This window comes from Niastella sp. (assembly GCF_045805085.1).
Classification (GTDB): Bacteria; Bacteroidota; Bacteroidia; order Chitinophagales; family Chitinophagaceae; genus Niastella.
On record NZ_JBJMLX010000088.1, the window covers coordinates 1 to 19,351 of the forward strand.

At 46.6% G+C, this 19,351-nt stretch carries 18 protein-coding genes; 6 read left to right on the forward strand and 12 right to left on the reverse strand.

The window, feature by feature from the left end:
• Together ACJ751_RS04345 and ACJ751_RS04350 are read right to left on the reverse strand one after the other, a co-directional pair.
• The coding region (locus ACJ751_RS04345; protein WP_407744177.1) for a sugar phosphate nucleotidyltransferase at positions 1-145 on the reverse strand (145 nt) is incomplete at its 3' end.
• A 387-nt stretch (positions 146-532) separates the two neighbouring features.
• Complete coding sequence (locus tag ACJ751_RS04350; protein WP_407744150.1) at positions 533-1,261, reverse strand: hypothetical protein; 729 nt, start codon at positions 1,259-1,261, stop codon at positions 533-535.
• A 130-nt stretch (positions 1,262-1,391) separates the two neighbouring features.
• Between ACJ751_RS04350 and ACJ751_RS04355 the strand changes: the two genes are divergently transcribed.
• Both ACJ751_RS04355 and ACJ751_RS04360 read left to right on the forward strand, forming a co-directional pair.
• On the forward strand, positions 1,392-1,925 hold the full coding sequence (locus ACJ751_RS04355) for a DinB family protein (RefSeq protein ID WP_407744151.1): 534 nt from the start codon (positions 1,392-1,394) through the stop codon (positions 1,923-1,925).
• A gap of 293 nt (positions 1,926-2,218) precedes the next feature.
• Positions 2,219-3,088, forward strand: coding sequence for a right-handed parallel beta-helix repeat-containing protein (locus tag ACJ751_RS04360; protein ID WP_407744152.1), 870 nt, complete (start codon positions 2,219-2,221; stop codon positions 3,086-3,088).
• 92 nt (positions 3,089-3,180) lie between these two features.
• Here ACJ751_RS04360 and ACJ751_RS04365 read toward each other — a convergent pair whose 3' ends face one another.
• Positions 3,181-4,026, reverse strand: a complete 846-nt coding sequence (locus ACJ751_RS04365) for an ankyrin repeat domain-containing protein (RefSeq protein WP_407744153.1) — start codon at positions 4,024-4,026, stop codon at positions 3,181-3,183.
• A 219-nt stretch (positions 4,027-4,245) separates the two neighbouring features.
• Here ACJ751_RS04365 and ACJ751_RS04370 point away from each other — a divergent pair, with 219 nt between their 5' ends.
• On the forward strand, positions 4,246-4,863 hold the full coding sequence (locus ACJ751_RS04370; protein ID WP_407744154.1) for an outer membrane beta-barrel protein: 618 nt from the start codon (positions 4,246-4,248) through the stop codon (positions 4,861-4,863).
• Between the two features lie 18 nt (positions 4,864-4,881).
• Entirely contained in the window at positions 4,882-5,445 is a 564-nt protein-coding gene (locus tag ACJ751_RS04375) for a hypothetical protein (RefSeq protein WP_407744155.1), read from the forward strand.
• Here ACJ751_RS04375 and ACJ751_RS04380 read toward each other — a convergent pair.
• Positions 5,429-6,859 (reverse strand): right-handed parallel beta-helix repeat-containing protein, encoded by a 1,431-nt coding sequence (locus tag ACJ751_RS04380; protein ID WP_407744156.1) that lies wholly within the window; start codon positions 6,857-6,859, stop codon positions 5,429-5,431. The genes ACJ751_RS04375 and ACJ751_RS04380 overlap by 17 nt on opposite strands.
• Before the next feature lie 117 nt (positions 6,860-6,976).
• Between ACJ751_RS04380 and ACJ751_RS04385 the strand changes: the two genes are divergently transcribed.
• Together ACJ751_RS04385 and ACJ751_RS04390 are read left to right on the forward strand one after the other, a co-directional pair.
• A complete protein-coding gene (locus ACJ751_RS04385) occupies positions 6,977-7,630 on the forward strand; it encodes a (4Fe-4S)-binding protein (RefSeq protein ID WP_407744157.1) in 654 nt (217 codons plus the stop codon).
• Positions 7,631-8,042: 412 nt separating this feature from the next.
• Entirely contained in the window at positions 8,043-9,932 is a 1,890-nt protein-coding gene (locus ACJ751_RS04390; RefSeq protein WP_407744158.1) for an FG-GAP-like repeat-containing protein, read from the forward strand.
• 214 nt (positions 9,933-10,146) lie between these two features.
• On the opposite strand, the gene ACJ751_RS04395 is transcribed toward ACJ751_RS04390, so the two are convergent.
• From ACJ751_RS04395 to ACJ751_RS04430, 8 genes are all read right to left on the reverse strand, one after another.
• Positions 10,147-11,631 carry an FGGY family carbohydrate kinase gene (locus ACJ751_RS04395; protein ID WP_407744159.1) on the reverse strand — a complete coding sequence of 495 codons (1,485 nt, stop codon included), beginning with the start codon at positions 11,629-11,631 and terminating at the stop codon, positions 10,147-10,149.
• 5 nt (positions 11,632-11,636) lie between these two features.
• Complete coding sequence (locus tag ACJ751_RS04400) at positions 11,637-12,614, reverse strand: ABC transporter permease (RefSeq protein ID WP_407744160.1); 978 nt, start codon at positions 12,612-12,614, stop codon at positions 11,637-11,639.
• The gene (locus ACJ751_RS04405) at positions 12,614-14,128 is read right to left on the reverse strand and encodes a sugar ABC transporter ATP-binding protein (protein ID WP_407744161.1); all 1,515 of its coding nucleotides are present in this window, start codon (positions 14,126-14,128) and stop codon (positions 12,614-12,616) included. Before ACJ751_RS04405 ends, ACJ751_RS04400 begins: the two co-directional genes overlap by 1 nt.
• Positions 14,129-14,130: 2 nt before the next feature.
• A complete protein-coding gene (locus tag ACJ751_RS04410) occupies positions 14,131-14,766 on the reverse strand; it encodes a DUF2291 domain-containing protein (RefSeq protein ID WP_407744162.1) in 636 nt (211 codons plus the stop codon).
• Between the two features lie 3 nt (positions 14,767-14,769).
• Positions 14,770-15,717 carry a D-ribose ABC transporter substrate-binding protein gene (locus ACJ751_RS04415; protein WP_407744163.1) on the reverse strand — a complete coding sequence of 316 codons (948 nt, stop codon included), beginning with the start codon at positions 15,715-15,717 and terminating at the stop codon, positions 14,770-14,772.
• A gap of 70 nt (positions 15,718-15,787) precedes the next feature.
• Positions 15,788-16,747, reverse strand: a complete 960-nt coding sequence (locus tag ACJ751_RS04420; RefSeq protein WP_407744164.1) for a transketolase family protein — start codon at positions 16,745-16,747, stop codon at positions 15,788-15,790.
• Between the two features lie 121 nt (positions 16,748-16,868).
• The gene (locus ACJ751_RS04425) at positions 16,869-17,699 is read right to left on the reverse strand and encodes a transketolase (protein ID WP_407744165.1); all 831 of its coding nucleotides are present in this window, start codon (positions 17,697-17,699) and stop codon (positions 16,869-16,871) included.
• Between the two features lie 223 nt (positions 17,700-17,922).
• Positions 17,923-19,335, reverse strand: a complete 1,413-nt coding sequence (locus ACJ751_RS04430) for an L-fucose/L-arabinose isomerase family protein (RefSeq protein WP_407744166.1) — start codon at positions 19,333-19,335, stop codon at positions 17,923-17,925.
• Between the last annotated feature and the right edge of the window lie 16 nt (positions 19,336-19,351).

The following is a 19,351-nucleotide window of genomic DNA, read 5'->3' on the forward strand; positions in this document are numbered from 1 at the left end:
CGAACCGACGGAATGTTTGCTGGATCAATGTTTCACCAGTTCCCAATATATCAAGAAATTGTTTGGGATAGTCTGTTCTGCTTACCGGCCAAAAACGAGAGCCAATACCACCAGCCATAATAACCACATAAGTTGATCGTTGCATACACGTTCTTATTTTGTTTAAGCAATAAAAGTTGCCCTAACAAACACGAAAAAGTTTGTGAAATGTTAGTAGCAATCGTTAATAATTAAAAAAATGGAAAAACTAAATATCCCCTATCGAAGCAACTCATGTTCTATCACTCAAAAGAATTTAGTGGTCAATCCCCATAAAGGTTTTGCATGGAACCCCACTCCATAATGCAAATCATAAGCCTGAAGAATAATATATAGTTTATTACAACATAAGGTAATGATTAACAAAAATTGACCGTGGTTATGTGTAATAAAATACTCAAACCCCACCCTTTTTGACAAAATCGATCAAAAAGAATGGGGAAAGTAGAAAAATGCCAAATATTATTGTGGATTGTTATGTTTCTGTTAACCGCTATTTAAACATACAGATAACGGTAGAAGATTGCACCATTTTGCCGTTTTCAAAATTCATCAGCATGAACATGAGAATGGTATTGCCGCTGTCCTTGATCTGGCCTACATCAAAAGTGATGGTTTGGGCGGTGAGGTTTTTGGGATCATTGTCCGTCACATCGCCATAATGCTCGTAGGTAAAATGGTAGCCGTTCCAGGGACTCTTAAAAGGATTATCACTGTTATCAACACCCGACTTATTACTCAACTCCAGCTCCTTGCTATTATACAGGGGTTCGTTCAGGGCAGTATTGAATTTTAAAGAGTCCAGCACTTTTAACCGGCCGGTGCCTGTAAAAACGAGGTTATTCTTTTTACGGGTTATCACCAGGGTTTCATCCCCTGTTTTTACCAGCTCGGGGGTGCTCTTTTTTTCACCGGAAAGAAGGTATTCGTCGAACTCCGCTTTTGATAAGCCAAACTTTTCGTAGATGAGCGTAGAATCGGTAACATTTGGAAGAGAGTCACGCACCCAGAGTGCATTCTTTTGCATGGCCTTCATCACCTTGTTGCTGAGTTCAACCTGCCGGGTGGTTAGCGATTGCTTTACAGACATAAGGTCAACCTTGTGTTCACCCAGCTTCAACCAGGATCTGATATCCTCCCCAAATTCCTGCCCGCCGGCAGCCTGACCATATCCTTGTATGAAAGACACGAGGGTAAACAGGATTAACGTAATGGATTTCATAGATATAATGATTAGCTGCCAAGATAATATACATTTCTTAAATATAAAACCCCCGCCCTTTTTTTCCATCCTGCTGACATACTGTTGTCACTACCCATATTTTACTTTGTACCAATAAAAAACAACAAATATGACAACCCAATACATGGCCCCGGCCACAGCAGATACGGCGATTGCCTATTTAATGAAGAACTATGCGAATTACAACCTGTGGGCAAACACCACGCTGGTAAGATGGTTGAAAAGCAAACCGGCGGCCGATCTGGAACAGGGAGTGGCCAGCAGCTTTCCCAGTATCAGGCTTACCCTGCTACACATTTGGCAAACAGAACGTTACTGGCTTACTATAATTAAAAAACAGGATCAACTGCCTTATAGTGAATTTACTGGCAGCCTGCAAGACGTATTTGATACATTGCTGAAAACCTCCGGCGAACTGGCCACCTTTATCAGTAGTATGACCGATGAAACCGTGCAGGAAAGGACCTTTATTGAAAGCCCCTGGTTCAGCTGCGACTTCAGGAATTTCGAATACATTATGCAGGTGGCCAACCATAGTACATATCATCGAGGACAGGTAATAACCATGGGCAGAAACCTGGGTTATACCGATGCGCCTATGACGGATTATAATTTATACAATATAGATGGGAAGGAGTTCTAGGCGGCAAACGGCAGACGGCAAACGGCAAACATGGCTCGCGTACTTCGAGATTAATACCGATCTTGCGCTGAGGGCATTCTTTCTGCCTTCTGCCTTCTGCCTTCTGCCTTCTGCCCTTTGCCCTTTGCCTTTACAAATGTGGTTTATACTGTTATTAAAATATTGCAGGCAAAGTGCAATCGATACCGGCAACGATTGCACAAATTAATGTTAACATCTAACTCTAACAATTTGGTACAAGTGCTAAATTTAGAGGCGAACATTTTTTTTAACGATTAAACTTGCCTTAAAGTATGAAAAAAAATCTCAGCGCCCTGGCGGCGCTAGTAATTCTTTTTGCCAGCTGCGCAAAGAACCACGAACTGCCTGCTGATCCATCAGACCACTCCGCTACTACAGAAACTAACACGACAGTTACAACCGAATCGGCCTTAAAGACAGCCATTGCCAATGCGAAAGCCGGTGATATTATTACCGTTAGTGGTACTATTAAGCTAACAGCTACGCTGCAGTTGCTGAACAGCGGCACGTCCAGCTCCAAGATCAATTTTACCGGTGGTACGCTCGATTGTTCGGGCCAGCCCAGCGGCAGCTGGGGTGTAAAATGTAACGGCAGCTACTGGAACATCACCAATATGGTGATTAAGAATGCCCCTGATGCCGGCCTGGTAATCCAGACAGGTGGAAACAACTACGTTAATAACGTTACCACTACCGGTAATCACGACACAGGCCTGCAGGTCTACAATGGCGCGCACAACAATTCCATTGTTTCCTGCCATTCGAATGAGAATTACGACAATGCCAACGGTGGTGAAAATGCCGATGGCTTTGCCTGTAAATTATCCGGTGGCGCTGGCAACAAGTTCCAAAGCTGCGTTTCCAATCACAACTCCGATGATGGCTGGGATCTGTACGGACAACCTTCCACCGTTACCATTACCGGTTGCACCGCTTCGAACAATGGGTATGGAACCAATGGCGATGGCAATGGTTTTAAACTGGGCAGCGCCGGACAAAACGTGCCCCATACCGTTACCAATTGCACAGCTACCAACAACAAAGCCTGGGGCTATGATGGTAATGGCAATGCCGGTCATATAACTATCACTGGAAGTGGTGGTTCCGGGAATGGATCGGGATTGATGACGCGTATCTTCTAGTTACCTGATACCAGTTACCGGTTTCAGGTTACAAATTTCCTGTTACAGGTTCCAGGTTACAGAATTTCCCTGTAACCTGGAACCTGTAACTTTTACTTATTACTACCTGGTCCCTTTTCTAACATCAAAACTATCGTTTGATCTCCCGCCCGCTTAGCATGATCCAACGCGGTTTCTCCATTCTCGTCTTTAATGGTTGGGGCGGCATGGGCGGCCAGCAATACCTTTACTACATCGGGATGGCGGTTACGGCAGGCAGCCATTAATGCAGTGGCTTTATAAGTGGTTTGTGCATTTACCTGGGCGCCATTGTCAATTAACAACAGGGCCAGTTCGGCATAGCCTTTCGTGCAAAGCATCATTAAGATGGTTTCATTGTCATGCATCAGGTAATTCACATCGGCATGATGGGCTATCAGCAGGCCGGCAATATCTTTATGATTATTGTTACAGGCATATACAAGCGGGGTCAGTTTTTCCTTGCTCACCGCATTCACAAGGGCATCGTGATCCAATAACAAAGAAACAATGTCAGGAAAACCATAGGAAGCGGCGTACATGAGCGGAGTTACCTGATCGTTGTTTACCGTATTTACATTTGCCTTGTTCTCCACCAGCACATGAGCAGCTTCTGTGTTTCCTTTCATCGCTGCAACCGATAGCGGCGTTTCGCCAAACGGGTCTTTATCTTCGGTATGCGCGCCATTGGTGATCAGCAGGTGAACCATGTCTTTTTCCCCCAAACCGGCAGCCAGCAATAAAGGCGTGCGGCCTTTCGCATCTTTCTTATTCACATCTGCCCTGCCCTTTCTTAGCATATGGTCTACACTGCCAATATCATTCTTGCTGATGGAGTCAAACAGATCGTTATCGAACCTGGCGCAACTGACTAAACACAGCATGCTAACCAATATATGTAAGAGTGATGCCTTTTTCATTAAGTGTATTGTAAGCTACAAAACAATTGGTAATCGTAAAATCTTTTCAAAAACGCGCAATCCATTAAAATTATTATATATTTGAACAGGTGAGTATTTGATCGTCCAATCTCACTCCAACTGAACTTCACAAAGATCTCCCCGTACCTGATGTACCTATGAGATTTTAGTTTGTACATCCTGTTTAGTTTGTATATGGCCCTTAAACCCGTTCGACCAATGGTAACCAACTGCACTCCCATAGCATGCCTGCTCTCCATTGCATTGCTTACACTAGTACCTGTGCATGCCCAATTTCATGTTGGCATAAAAGCCGGAATAGCTGTTTCAAATATTTCCGTAAAATCATCCTCTCCTGCAAAAACAAATTACCATTCAAGGATCCTGGGAACTGGCGGATTCTTTGCGCACATCAATCTCGGTAAAAAGTTTTTGTTACGACCCGAGCTTGTACTTACCGGCAAAGGCGCCAAAGCGAGGTATGTCACAACCTATTTCAATTCCAACACCAATACAACTACTCAATCCGAGTATGTGGACAGGACCACCTTTACTTACATTGACATTCCGGTAAACCTGCTGTATGTAATCCCACTTGGTGAAAAAAAGTTACTGGCTGGGGCCGGACCGGTAATCAGCCTGTTACTAAATAAAAAGGCCAACTATGGCATGGAAACCAATGATATGGGCGTGAACCTGTTGCTGCTGTATGAATGGCCAATAGGTTTTTCTATCGGGGCTAACTACATGCAGGGCTTAAAGAATATATCCTACAGTTATAGTAGCAACCGTACTAAAAATCACTATCTCGGTTTTACCATAGGATATTGGTTCTAACCACATCAATATTAAACCATGAAACACTGCACCAACGCCACAACAGCCTTTTGGGCAATCATGCTGGCCTTTATATTTTGTACGGGCTGTCACACTTATTACCTGGCGCAAACGATAACGCCAACCGCCAGCAACCATACCGGGCAAAAAATTGACAGCCTGAAATTAATGAACCGGTATTTTGTTTTACGGGAAGGCGGCAACGCGTATTATATGAACCATGTGCAGCTCAGCGCCGACCATTCGGTCATCACCTGTTCATTAGACACCCTGGCGCCCGAACACAAACTACACCTGGCAGGTGGTATAAACCACCATCACCGGTATAAAAGATCCGACCCCAACCAATTGGGCGTGCTGAATGAAGTGCACCTGTATATTCAACCCGGTACCACCGCCGTTCCCGGACCCTATTCTTTTAACCTGAACCAGGTACAAAAAATTGAAGTGTTACAAAAAGACCAGAAGCGCACTGTCAATAGTTATGTGCTCGGCGCCCTTGGCTATACAATAGGCGGAGCTGTGCTGGTATCGGCTATTGTTCTCGCCACAACAATAGGAAGTATTAATGGTCCCTTTTAGCAGTGGTAAAACCATGTACCGCATAAAAGAAAACAGGTTTTGCCGTTGATGAAGTAGTAACTTCTCTTGCTGTTTCCGAAGATTCAAAACAACCCAGGTCGGGCGCCGATCCATTGTAAGCAAAACCAACATCTGTTCCATTATTTATCAGATCGCTGCCGGTAACCAGCCGCATAAAATTATTGACAGGCAAACTTCCGTCCGACTGGCGGGCTGCCGTCAGCAGACTTTGGTCCATACTCAGGAAATCCGAGCTGTTAACGGTCACCGGCAATGTAAAATAGTTATAACTCACATTGCTGGTAGAAGTATCCAGGTTGCTGTACTCTGCACTACGGCCTCCCCAGCCCAGGTTATTCTTCAGGTTATGGTCATAACCCGGTACATCTGCCGTATGATCCGCACTTCGGTTCAGCATATTGTAATTTACGGCATTGTAATAAGCCGAGTTATTATACCAGTTGTTGCCGCCCAGGTGGTGATTGGCATAAAAACCGTTCGCTTTATTCCGGATAGCCATACAAAAACGAACGTTGTGGCGGGGAATAGTAGCCGGCAGATTACTGAAATCGGTAACGCCAAAACCGCCTGTTTTGAATCCATTACCATCACCCAAACTGGCAAAGGAAGTAGAATACCCATTGTAAAAGCTCCAGCAGTTTTCGATGGTTACCGCCTCAAATGCATTGATGCAATCGAAGCCATCGTCACTGTTAAACCAGGCCCGGCAACCGCTGAACACGTTATTGGTATACCCAACCCCGTCCTTGTTGGGATGACAGCCAAACCCATCCGTATTGCCACCCAACCCGTTTTCAGAAACATTGTCCCAATTATTGTAAGCATCACAATTCAGCACCAGGTTGTTGCCGCCTTTGGTTAAATAAAATCCGATGGCCTTACCATCATGCATACTCAGTCTTTCATAAATATTATTGCTGCCCGTGTTCTCAAAGCATTCACTTTGGGTATGCGTGGTAATATTCACCTGTACGCCCACCACTTCAAGGCCCCTGATATGGATCCACGAACCGGTGACCTGAAAGGCATTAATGCGATAACCCGCGGGATTAATGCCCGAATAATTAAACACTGGTTTCTCATTGGGATAGTTCCAGTATTTGATGCGATTATTACTGGCGCCGCTTTTATTAAGCAGGGTAACATAAGCCCAGATGCTGGAATACTTCGCGATTTGTGCGGTGGTCATTACGTAGGTACCTCCCCGGATGTACACCGTATCACCCGCTGCTGCGGAAGTTTGTGCCCGTTGAATAGTGAGGAATGGAGTACTGATTTCGCCGTCACTGGCATCGTTGCCATCGGTGGCCACATAATAGATCTTGCAAAGAGCGGATGTAGAAAACCCGGTCAGCAGCAGGCATATCGCTGCAGCAGCATACATTTTTTTCATAGTTGGTTCAATCGTTTGGTATCACTTAAATTACCCAATTCAGCTATGCCAACCGTCCTGCGCCATCCTTACCTGATCACCTGACAGAAAGGTGTAAATTGTGCCCAAAACCCTCACATGGAATATAAATTACAAAAACCGGTTCATGGCACTATTGGAACCACTAAATACCAGTGTGTTATTGAATGGCGCAATGGACAATTCATTGCCGATGAACCAGAAAAACAAGGCGGCCAGGACACTGGCCCCGATCCTTTTACCCTGTTATTATCTTCACTGGCCAGTTGTACCCTGGTGACCCTGCGCATGTATATCGACAGAAAAGGCTGGGACATTCCTGAGATTAAGGTGAATGTAAATATGTGGCAGACAAAGGAGGGCGATGCACTGACCACCTATATCGACCGCGATGTTCTCTTACCGGAAGGTGTGGATCCCGAGCAAAAGAACAGGTTGCTGGAAATTGCCGCCCAATGCCCCGTTTCCAAACTGCTTGAAGGAAACATCAAAGTGAGAAGCTATATCTATCACGATGAAGACGTTGAAAAGAAACTAAAATACACCAACGGAGAGATTACCGTGGTTTGGAAACCGGAGCTCTGCAAACATTCGGGCCGCTGTGTAACGCAATTATCCAGGGTGTTCAACTTAAAAACAAAACCCTGGGTCACCATGACCGGCGCCGATTCGGAAGCGATTAAAAATCAGGTTGAAAAGTGCCCTACCGGTGCGCTTTCGTGGTATAAGAATTCTGAATCCCCAGAGGTATAGTTCTTAAGTTTTAAAGTTAAAATCAGGTGGGTCGCCCTTAAAGGGCGGCTCACCTTGTTATGAAGGTGAGCCGTCCACCGGCTGACAAATGATTTACTTGTTTATGAAGGTGAGCCACTGTCAAAGAGTGACCCACCTTTTTTAATGCCCTTCCATTAAATAATCTTTACTTAATTATTTCCAAAACTTTAATTTACTTAAATTCATATCCACAATTGGTTTAGTTAACTTTAATTACAGTTACTTTTGTTTCATAAGTGCCGCACGTTCTCTTAAATTATAGCCTGAAATACAACAGGTTCGAACCGCCCGTTTTTATTCATTTCCCTATATTTTAATTATTGTCAACCAATAATGGATTATCTATTTCCATAAACCAAACACAAAAAGTACCAACTAAAACTTTGTCAACATGAAAAAAGGTAATTTAATTAACCCAGGCATTGCCATGCCCTGGCTCCTACTGCTTGTCATTGGCTTTGCAGCCTGTAAAAAGGCATCCTTTGAGAAGGCAGCCGGCAAATCCGCCGCTGCTACCCAACCCAATGCCCGGGCAGCCGTAGCCGCCTCTACCATTTCCGACATGAACCCGATCAAGGTGATGTCGTTTAACGTCAGGAATGACGACCCCACCGATCCCTTCTCGCAGTATGTTCGCAAGGACTATTGTCTGCAGATCATCCTCGATAATAATGTGGATATCGTAGGGCTGCAGGAAATTGCCGTTGACAGCATCGAAACCTGGTTCAATACCCAACTGACAGCCGCCGGCTATGGATATTACAAAGGCGGCTCTGCTAACGGTTCACCCAAAACGATCTATTACAAGAACAGCCGGTTTACCCGCACCAGTGCTGGTTGGTTTACCATGATGGAGACAGAATACCGTTCCGGCAAATGGGTGGTGTTGCAGGACAAGCTAAACACCGCCAACAGTTATTTTGTGGTGAACAGCCATTGGACCACCTTAAGCTCTGCCGAACGCCAGCTGAATGCGGACACTGTATTACTGAACATCAACAACAACAACACCGCCAACCTGCCGGTTATTTGTATTGGCGACTTTAACGCCCAGCCCGGTACGGCCGAAATGGGTATTATAAAAGATGCCAGCGGCCTGAACATGGTTGACGCCCTGTTCGATAGCAGCGGCGATCCTACTTTTCATGGCTGGGATGCTACAGGCGATCACAAGATCGACTGGTTACTCAGCACCCGCAACATGGCTTTCACCAGCTCCAGCGTGATCACTAAAAGCTTCACCGTAAACGGACAAACGCTCTGGCCCTCCGACCACTGGCCTGTAATGGCAACTTATGTTCCCGGCATCTTTGGCAGCGCCCATATCGATGCCAATGGCATCAGCGCCAGCTCCGCCACCGACTATTTTTTTGCTGATGTAGACGGCGATGGTGATGCCGATAAAATTTACTGGAACTATACTTATGACAGTGGTAAACCAAGAGTGTTCCTCTCTAATGGCGATGGCACTTTTGCCGCTACGGCTGTTACCCATGCCGCCGGCGCTTCCACCTCTTCTACCACGCGCTATTATTATGCGGATATCAATGGGGATGGCAAAGCGGATGAGGTTCGCTGGAACCCCACACTCAACTCAGGACATACCCTCGTTTACCTGGCAACGACAGGTGGCAACTTTAGCGCCACGGCAGTTGACAATCCGGAAGGAACCAGCGGAGGCGCCACTACTATCTACAATTTTGCAGATGTGAATGGTGATGGAAAAGCTGATAAAATTTACTGGAACGCTACCTTCGACAATGGGCATACCCGTGTTTACTTAGCCACTTCCGGTGGTAGTTTTAGCGGCACCGTAGTATCGGGCGCCGAAGGCGCCAGCACCACTGCCGGTACACAATTCTGGTATGCCGATGTAAACGGTGATGGCAAGGCCGACAAAATTTACTGGCATCCTGATCTGAACGCAGGCAAAACAATGGTATACACGGCCGATGGCGATGGCACCTTTACAGCGAACGCTTCTTTCAGCAATTCCGCCTCCAGCGGTTTATCAAACACCCGCTTCTATTTTGCCGATATGAATGGAGATGGCTTTGCTGATAAAGTATACTGGAACCCGGCTAACTATACCGGCTTCCTCAAAGTTTATTATTCCGAATCCGGCGCCTTTAACGGACCTGTTTATACGTTACGCGGCACATCTCAAAGCGAGAATACGTACTTCTATTTCAATGATGTGAATGGAGATGGGAAAGCGGATCAGATACGGTGGAATTATAGTGAGAACTCAGGGGAATTAAGGAACTATTTTGCTAAGTAGATGGGACAGTTAACCAGTTGATCAGTTAACCAGTTAACCAGGAAATACAAAGCATGAAGATGCTGAAGTAAGAAGTAGGAAGTACGAAAATTGATACAAGAAAAGGGCCCAGGCTGTTTAAAATAGCCTGGGCCCTTTTTAATTTTGTATTCCTTGTTAACTTGTTAACTCCGTCAACCTGTCAACTTCCTTGGTCAACTGATCAACTGGTCAACTAAGAGCCAATGGCTCTTTTCCATCCCGCATACCACACCTTATTCTTTTCTACATCGGCAGGAACAAGTGTATCTTTTATCACCTTCAATTGCTGTAATTGCTGCAACCCGGTATACACCCCTGCTTTTAACCCCGCCATATAAGCGGCGCCCAGGGCGGAAACTTCGGGGAAGCCGCTGATAACTACTTTACGGTTTAACTGGTTGGCCAGGAACTGCACCACAAAACGATTACCAGTAATACCACCGTCTACCATCAACTGATTCAACAATAAACCGGCGTCTGTTTCCATAGCGCCAATTACGTCTTTTATCTGGTAGGGAATGGTTTCCAGCGCCGCACGCACCAAATGATTTTTGGTAGTGGCGAAGGTCAAACCATGAATGCTGGCCTTGCGGTTCATTTCCCAATAGGGCGCGCCCAAACCACTGAATGCGGGTATTAGGTATACGCCCTGGTTATCTTCCAGCGCCATGGCCATGGCTTCGGTATCGCGGCTGTCGTTAAACAATTCCCATTCATTCTTCAACCACTCAATGGTAGCGCCACAGGTAACGATCACGCCTTCCAGCGCATAACAAACCTGTTGCTCAGTGCTCCAGCAAATGGTGGTTACCATACCGGTGGAAGAAGCTTTGGGTTTGTCGCCGATATTCATCATGACAGAGCAACCTGTGCCCAGCGTAGCTTTGGCAGAACCGGGTTCCAGGCAGGCTTGTCCGAATGCAGCGGCGTGAGAATCCCCGATCATGCCGGTTATGGGAACAGCGTTTTCCAGCACGCCCAGCAGGGTGGTTTTGCCAAACATAAAGGAAGCAGGCACACAACGCGGCAGGTTGAGCGTTTGCAGGTTGAATGCTTTCAACAGATCGGCATCCCAATCGAGGGATTCAATGTTAAAAAACAAAGTGCGTGATGCATTCGTATGATCGGTATAATAGCTTTGTCCGTTCGTGAATTTATACAATAACCAGGTATCGATAGTGCCAAAATAGGCTTCCCCTTTATCGATGGCCTGTTTTACTTCGGCTACATTTTCATACAACCAAACCAGTTTGGTGCCCGAGAAATAAGGATCAACGAGTAAACCGGTTTTGGTCTTGATGTCTTCGGCAATGGGCAATGGTTTTAACCGCTCACAAATGTCTACCGACCGTTTGCATTGCCATACCACGGCGTTGTACAATGGTTTACCGCTTTTATCCCACACAACAAATGTTTCGCGCTGGTTGCTGATACCGATGGCTTTTATGGCCCGTACATCCAACTGCTGACTGGCAAGATCTTCCAGGCAATGTTTTACCGATGCCAGCACGTTCTGCACAATACCCTCGGGGTCCTGTTCAACAAAACCATTGGCGCCATAATTCGTTTGCAACGGTTCATGACCACGCGCCACCACTTTCCCCTGTTCATTAAAAATAATGGTTTTGGTACTGCTGGTTCCCTGGTCAATCGCCAGCACATATTGTTGTTTGCTCATGTTTGTCATTTCTTATTTCCGCCTTTATCAATAATAACCGCAATTAAAATAACAGCCCCTTTTACTACCTGCTGCCAGAAGGGGGATACGTTCAACAACACGAGGCCGTTATTCAATACGCCGATGATCACGGCACCCATTACGGTACCGCCAATGCTGCCCTTCCCTCCTGATAAAGAAGTGCCACCGATCACTACTGCTGCAATAGCATCCAGTTCATAACCGGTTCCGGCATTGGGCTGCGCCGAGTCGAGCCTTGAGGTGACCATAATGCCACCTACTGCTGCCAATGCACCGGCAATGCTGTATACAATTAATTTTACTTTATTGATGTTGATGCCTGATAAGATGGCGGCATTTTCATTGCCGCCAATGGCATAAATATACCGGCCCAGTCTTGTTTGCCGCGTAATAAATATCGCCAGCAATACGACAACGCCTGCGATCCAAACCGGCACGGGAATACCCAGCAACCAACCGGTACCGATAGTGGCGAACGGAGCACCGAGGTTACTGATGGGATGGCCTTGCGTCCACAACATGGTGAGGCCACGTGCAATGGTGAGCATGGCCAGCGTGCCTACAAACGGCGGTACTTTGAACTTCGTAATTACAAATCCATTAAACCAGCCAAGTAGGGAGCCTGTGATGATGCCCCCTAACAAGGCGCCTAAAAGGGTAAAACCAACAAAAAGATCGGCCGATGGCAGCTTGATCCCGTTCTTTAATAAACCGGCGGTGATAGCGCCACACAAGGCCAGGATGGAACCTACTGACAAATCGATGCCCGCAGTTAACACAATCAGCGTCATACCAACAGAGATGCAGATGTTCACCGCTATCTGCCGCAACACATTCCAGCCATTGTCCATGGTAAGGAACTTGTCGCTTAAAATGCCAACGATGGTGCACAGAACAACCAGCGCGATCACTGATTGCAGCCGGGCAAGGTTTATCGTATTATTTCTTTGAATCGCAATCATCAGGCAGTAATATTATGTTGTATGGCATGTTTCAAAATATTGCTTTCAGTTGCTTCGGCAATAGGAATGTTGGCGGTCAGCCTTCCTTCCGCCATTACCAGCACGCGGTGCGAGGCCGTGAGGATCTCCGGTAATTCTGATGAGACCAGCAGAATAGCCATGCCGGCCGAAGCCAGTTTCTTCATCAGGCTGTAGATCTCGAACCGGGCATTGATGTCGATACCGCGCGTTGGTTCATCCAGCAGCAAAATGCCCGGATTTGTAGCCAGCCATTTGGCCAGCACGATCTTTTGCTGATTACCACCGCTGAGGTTTCCGGCAAGATTGTTTTCAGAATGGGTTTTGATGCCCAGTTGCCGGATATATTCTTTCGACAACCGGGTTTCTCTTTTATTGGCCAGCACGATGCCCCATTTTTCCAACGTGTTCAGCACCGTGATACTGATGTTCGTTTTTATTTTTTGATTCAGGATCAGGCCATGCGCTTTTCTGTCTTCCGGTACCAAAGCAATACCGTGGTTAATGGCCTGGATGGGCGATTGGATCTGCACCGCTTTTTCATTGACGAAAATGTTGCCACTGGCCCTTTTGGGATGCAGGCCGAACAGGGTTTCCATCAATTCTGTTCTGCCGGCGCCCATCAATCCATACAGCCCAACGATCTCACCTTTGTGCAGGGTGAGTGAAATATCAGTAAGCACATTGCTTTTAAAGCGCAATGTACTTTTCAGGTTGATGTTTTCCACCCGCAATACCGGCTCGGTAAATATTTGCGTGGCATTGTTGGTGGTTCCGTTTAACGCACGGCCCGTCATTTTATGGATCAGCTCATCCTGCTTTATATCGGCCATTGTGCCACTTTCAATGGAACAGCCATCCCGCATCACCACAAACCGGTCGGCAATGGTGAACAGTTCTTTCAATTTATGCGAAATATAAACGATGGTTTTGCCTTCACTGCGCAGTTCGTTGATGATCACAAACAGGTTGTCTACTTCTTTATCACTGATGGCCGAAGTAGGCTCATCCATGATAATTACGTTGGCCTTTGTATGCAGGGCTTTGGCTATCTCCACCAGTTGTTGTTGCCCAACTTTTAAGGCGCCTACCAACTGACCGGGATCAGCATCCAGTTTTACTTTCTCCAACAACGTTCTGGTTTCCCGGGCCATCTCTTTTTTATCGAGCATACCCAGTGTATTGCAGCGCTCACGGCCAAGGAAAATATTTTCGGTGATGCTGAGGCCCGGCACCAGGTTCAACTCCTGGTGAATGATCACAATGCCTTTTGCTTCTGCATCTTTAGTGCCGGTGAGTTTTAACGGCTCGTTGTTGTAAATAATGGCGCCCTCATAATCAACATACACTCCCGACAACACCTTCATGAGGGTAGACTTACCGGCGCCGTTCTCCCCGATAATGGCATTCACCTTACCGGGATGCAGTTCCAGGTTCACGTTATTAAGGGCAGTAACTCCGGCAAACTTCTTCGTTATGTTTTGTGCAATCAACATGGTTATTGTTGAATGATTTTACATTGAACAGGAATAATTTCCAGGTCGTTTAACGAGTAATGCGCTTCGTTAAGTTCCAGCGCGCCCGTACAGGTAATAGTATCATCCTTCTTCACTTTCGATTTAAAAGGCGGCAGTATTACATTCCGTACTCTTTTATTCAGCGCTTCAGAAATATTATTCAGATCGGTAGTGTTTACAAAATCCCTGATATCAACCAGTCGGCTCGCATCCCTGATCGCATTGCCATACACGTACTCGGTAGCAATTTTCACCGTAAGCGGGTCTTTGCTGTTACCGGTTACCACTGTTACCTCATCATCATTTATGGCCACTACTTTACCGGTTAATTTCACCAGTCCATAGCGAATGTTACCAATGCTCAGGGAATTGAAGTATGTGTCGAAAGCAGCGCCGGGGTTCGCCTTCATGGCTGCCTGCAAAGCATCGAGAGAGATGGCGCTATCGAGGCGGGCGGGCAATTTGCCTTCCCACAGCTTTTGGACAAAAGCGGGGGCATCAAAGTCTTTTGGTTCTACTGTCTGAAGCTCGCTGAGTTTTACGATGAAGACAGATTTATAGGCAACCAAACTTATAACAATCGCAAGCAACCCGTATTTTACTATTTTCCTGGCCATACTTTACTTTTTTCCGTAGGCAATATAATCGTTGATGTTTTTGGGTGTCACCAGTTCTACTGCTACCGGGATCTTCTGTGGAAAATCTCTTCTACCCTTTATGTATTCATCGGCAAACTGCGCGGCAGTTTCCGCCATTACCCTGGGAAACTGCATACCTGTGCCGTATACTTTATTTTCTTTAATGGCGGTGATCACATCTTCTGCGCCATCAAAGCCAAACACTTTTACTTTGGTGGCTTTACCGGCGGCTACCAGTGCCTGGTAGGCGCCCATGGCCATACCATCATTACCGCAGAAAACGGCGTCGATATCAGGCTGTGCCTGCAGAATGCTTTCCATTACTTCCATGGCCTTGTTACGATCGAAGTCGGCGCTTTGCTGGGCTACCATTTTTAACCCGGGATAATTATCGGTAACGCTGTGAAAACCTTTTGAGCGAGCCCAGGTGTTATTATCACCTACCAGGCCCAATAACTCAACATAGTTTCCTTTCTTATGTAATTGTTGGGTAAAGTCCACTCCTATGGCAACGGCGCCGGAGTAACTGTCGGATAATATTTGCGAGGTAGCCGCATTGGTGGCATTGATCTCTCGGTCCATACAAAAGACCGGAATGCGCGCCGCCTTTGCTTTCATTACGTTGGCCACCGAGCCATTGGCATCGGTTGAGTTAAAAAGGATGGCATCGTAACCGGCTACAATAATATTATCGAAGTTATCGCCTTCGGTAGCCGTGTTATTTTGTGAATCGAAGATCTTGGCATCGTAGCCAAGGGCCGTGGCTTTGGCGGCAGCCGTTTCGGCCAGAAAAACAAACCAGGGATTGTTGAGCGTTGATACTACAACGGCCATTTTCTTTTTCCCGGTTTTAGTCTTTTGTTGTTTACACTGGGTAAACACCAACAGCAGACCAAGCAATGTTATACATATCGGCAAGCTTCGTTTCATCTGTAGAAATTAATCGTTAATAGAATTACAGGCCTCCCCCCATCCCCCCTCCGGTGGAGGGGGGCTTTCATTATAATAAGCCTTTCACTACCTCAGCTATCCCCTCTTTGGTAAGATGGTAGTGATTGAATATATCCTGTTGTGAACCGGTCACAGTGTATTCATCGGGAATACCTACAATGCGGAAGGGCTTGTGCAAACCATGTTGCATCAGATAAGAAGCGCAGGCTTCACCCAATCCGCCGTATACACTATGTTCTTCCACGGTAACAATGGCTTTACAGCTGGCAGCCAGTTTCGCCAGCAGACCGGTATCCAGCGGCTTGATGGTATGCATGCTTACGACGGTAGCGTTAATGCCCTGTTCCCCCAGCAGCTTCGCAGCCTGTACAGCAGGATACACCGTTTCACCGCAGGCAATAATAGCGGCATCATTCCCTTCGGTGATCACGCGGCCTTTACCAAAGGCAAAAGTATCGTCGTTCACTTCCTTCAGATTGTTCATTACCTTTTTGCCAAAACGCAGGTATACGGGACTGTTGGTTTTTGCCGCCATCGCCGTTGCCTGGGCCGTTTCAAAATTATCGGCCGGCACTACTACGGTAATGTTATTGATGCATCGGAGTGCTGCAAAGTCGTGCAGACTGTGGTGGGTAGAACCGAGCGCGCCATAACTTACGCCGGCACTGATACCTACTACCGTGACGGGATTGTCGCTATACGCCACATCGTTCTTGATCTGCTCCAGCGCCCGCGCGGTTAAAAAGCAGGCGGGGGAAACCGCAAATACTTTTTTACCGGCAGCAGCCAAACCAGCGGCTACACCTACCAGGTTTTGCTCGGCAATACCTACTTCAACAATCTGCTCAGGGAATTTTTTGCCAAAGGGAACCAGTTTGCCCGATCCACGGGAATCACTGGTTACCGCAATAATGTCCCTGTCTTTTGCTGCCAATTCCTGGAGGATCTCTGAGAAGATCTCCTGGTTGGGTTTGTATCCATTCGGATCTGTTGCTTCTATATGCGCCATTCTTTTTTGTTACAGGTTACATGTTTCAGGTTGCCGACCTCCCCCAGCGACGAGGTTTTTCTACCGTCTGCCTTCTGCCGTCTGCCTTTTTCCTACTTCTTATTTCTTACTTCAGCTTTAATTACACTGTTGCCTTTTCCATGCTATTCTCCAGCTCACTCATCGCCAATGCATATTCTTCCTTAGTAGGCACGCCATGGTGCCACTTGAGATTGTTTTCCATAAAGCTCACACCCTTGCCTTTTACGGTATGGGCAATGATCACACTGGGTTTGCCAGGTTCAAAAGGCAGGCTGTCGAAAGCTGCTTGCAGCGCTTCTATATCGTGCCCGTCTACTTCTTTTACTGCCCAGCCAAACGCTTTCCATTTTTCATCCAACGGATCGGTGTTACACACTTCTGCCGTAGGCGCCGTGATCTGCAATGTATTTTTATCTACGATGGCGCACAGGTTATCGAGTTTGTAATGCGCTGCCGTTAAAGCCGCTTCCCAGTTGGACCCTTCGGGCAATTCGCCATCGCCCATGAGGGTGTATACTTTATAATCGCGTTTGTCGAGTTTGGCGGCAATGGCGTTTCCAACGGCAATGGGTAAACCGTGGCCCAGGGCGCCGGTATTTTGTTCTACTCCCTTTACTTTACGTGTAGGGTGACCAATGTAGTGCGATCTATACTGGCAAAGGGTTTCCAGGTGTTCTTCCGGGAAAAATCCTTTATCGGCCAGCACCACAAACAACGCTTCCACACAATGGCCTTTGCTTTGGATGTACCGGTCCCTGTCGGGCGAAGTAAATGTCTGTGGCGATATCTTCAATGCGTGATTGTACAACACGTTCAGGATATCGGTACAGGACAGGCTGCCACCGGTATGACCGGCCTTAGCGCCTACTATATATTTGAGGATCTTTTTGCGATACTCGACAGACTTTTTCTCCAGGTCGTGCTTGTTCATAATTAGTTCGTTTTTTGGCAATCGGCAATCGGCAATCGGCAATCGGCAATCGGCAATCGGCAATCGGCAATCGGCAATCGGCAATCGGCAATTTGGCCTCGCGACAATATTCAACTGTTCAACTTGTTAACTTGTTAACTCCATCAACTTTGTCAACCCTATCAACTTCCCCCTTCTTACTCCCATTCTTCCTCGTTAACTGGTCAACTGATCAACTGGTCAACTAAGCATGCCAATATACCTGCCAGCCTAAATAATTCTCAAAAGCTTCTTTAAGAATAGAAGCTGTCTTACTAGCATTCATCACCACGTGGTGCTCGAAGCCATTTCTACATACATATTGCATAAGGCCCTGCAGGTTATTGATCTGGGCAACAGCGCGGTTACCAAAGGTGTTCAGCGCATCGTTGGTCAATTCACCTTCACCCACATAGGCTTTAATAATACCCTGGCTGTCATCGGTGCTTATTCTACCATACGTCAACGGCGAAGCAGGGGTACGACCATCCAACGCGCCGTAGGTATTTTCAACACCTACTGATGTACCCAGGATCGGCGCGGTGCTGATCTGGATATCGGGCAGGAATGATTTGGCCCAGTTACCACAATGGAACAGTACGCATTTGCTATCATCATCGGCGTAGTTGTTGTTCCAGTCAACCAGGGCGCTGGGTGTGCCGGAAGCTAACTGCATGGCATACATGCTCAGCGTTCCGGTAACATCTACCTCGCAGGCGCTGGGCAGCATGTTCTCACTCATCATACTCATGTTGGTACACACATTGCAACCATAGTTTTGTTGCAGGGAGGTCCAGCATTGGATGGCAGTAGCATCGAGTGCGTTCTCAGCCATAAAATCAGCCAGCACTACATCGAGCTTGGCAATTTGAACCAGCTTGTCATTGGGTGTTTTACCGGTTGGGGTATACGCTTTAATACCTTCGAGTTTTTCTTTTACGCGGGCATGGTCTGCTGTTAATTTGTTGGCGTTGCCCAAAATCTCAGACAGGTCAACAGTAGTAACAGAGATCCCATTGCGTTGCAGGATCTTTTCACTGTAGCGTACGGTATTGAAGGCGCCGGGTCTGGCGCCAACTGCGCCAATACGGACATTGCGCATCCCTTTTACCACCCGGCAAACGGCCATGAAATTTTTCAGATCGGCAATAAACGATTCATCAGAAGGGCTTACCACGTGTTTGGTGGTAAGGGAGTATTTTATTCCAAATTGGTATAAGTTATTGCAAACAGAGATCTTTCCGCACCAGGCGTCTCTCCTGTTCACTACGTCCATTTTGTTAAGGTCATCGGGATAGCCCTGCACCAGCACGGGTACGTTGAGGTTAGCCAGCTTGATGGTTTCGGCCACGCCTTTTTCATCGCCAAAGTTGGGCAATACGACCAGGATACCCTGGATCTCGGCAGCATGTTTTTTAAACAGATCGGCACAACGTTGTGCTTCTTTAAAAGTTTCCACACCACCTAATTTGGTATCGGCATCAGTTAATAAAATAGGCGTGATATTCAATTTTTCAAACAGGGCAACAATTTCAGTACGTGCTTCGGCCACTAATTTATCAGGAAAAAAATCTCTGTTTCCAATGATAACACCAAGCGTTGTTTGAGCAATCTTCATCTGTAATTATTTGTGG

Coding starts and splice junctions, on each gene's coding strand:
- ACJ751_RS04350 (WP_407744150.1), bottom strand. CDS start 1,261: ATGAAATCCATTACGTTAATCCTGTTTACCCTCGTGTCTTTCATACAA.
- ACJ751_RS04355 (WP_407744151.1), top strand. CDS start 1,392: ATGACAACCCAATACATGGCCCCGGCCACAGCAGATACGGCGATTGCC.
- ACJ751_RS04360 (WP_407744152.1), top strand. CDS start 2,219: ATGAAAAAAAATCTCAGCGCCCTGGCGGCGCTAGTAATTCTTTTTGCC.
- ACJ751_RS04365 (WP_407744153.1), bottom strand. CDS start 4,026: ATGAAAAAGGCATCACTCTTACATATATTGGTTAGCATGCTGTGTTTA.
- ACJ751_RS04370 (WP_407744154.1), top strand. CDS start 4,246: ATGGTAACCAACTGCACTCCCATAGCATGCCTGCTCTCCATTGCATTG.
- ACJ751_RS04375 (WP_407744155.1), top strand. CDS start 4,882: ATGAAACACTGCACCAACGCCACAACAGCCTTTTGGGCAATCATGCTG.
- ACJ751_RS04380 (WP_407744156.1), bottom strand. CDS start 6,859: ATGAAAAAAATGTATGCTGCTGCAGCGATATGCCTGCTGCTGACCGGG.
- ACJ751_RS04385 (WP_407744157.1), top strand. CDS start 6,977: ATGGAATATAAATTACAAAAACCGGTTCATGGCACTATTGGAACCACT.
- ACJ751_RS04390 (WP_407744158.1), top strand. CDS start 8,043: ATGAAAAAAGGTAATTTAATTAACCCAGGCATTGCCATGCCCTGGCTC.
- ACJ751_RS04395 (WP_407744159.1), bottom strand. CDS start 11,631: ATGAGCAAACAACAATATGTGCTGGCGATTGACCAGGGAACCAGCAGT.
- ACJ751_RS04400 (WP_407744160.1), bottom strand. CDS start 12,614: ATGATTGCGATTCAAAGAAATAATACGATAAACCTTGCCCGGCTGCAA.
- ACJ751_RS04405 (WP_407744161.1), bottom strand. CDS start 14,128: ATGTTGATTGCACAAAACATAACGAAGAAGTTTGCCGGAGTTACTGCC.
- ACJ751_RS04410 (WP_407744162.1), bottom strand. CDS start 14,766: ATGGCCAGGAAAATAGTAAAATACGGGTTGCTTGCGATTGTTATAAGT.
- ACJ751_RS04415 (WP_407744163.1), bottom strand. CDS start 15,717: ATGAAACGAAGCTTGCCGATATGTATAACATTGCTTGGTCTGCTGTTG.
- ACJ751_RS04420 (WP_407744164.1), bottom strand. CDS start 16,747: ATGGCGCATATAGAAGCAACAGATCCGAATGGATACAAACCCAACCAG.
- ACJ751_RS04425 (WP_407744165.1), bottom strand. CDS start 17,699: ATGAACAAGCACGACCTGGAGAAAAAGTCTGTCGAGTATCGCAAAAAG.
- ACJ751_RS04430 (WP_407744166.1), bottom strand. CDS start 19,335: ATGAAGATTGCTCAAACAACGCTTGGTGTTATCATTGGAAACAGAGAT.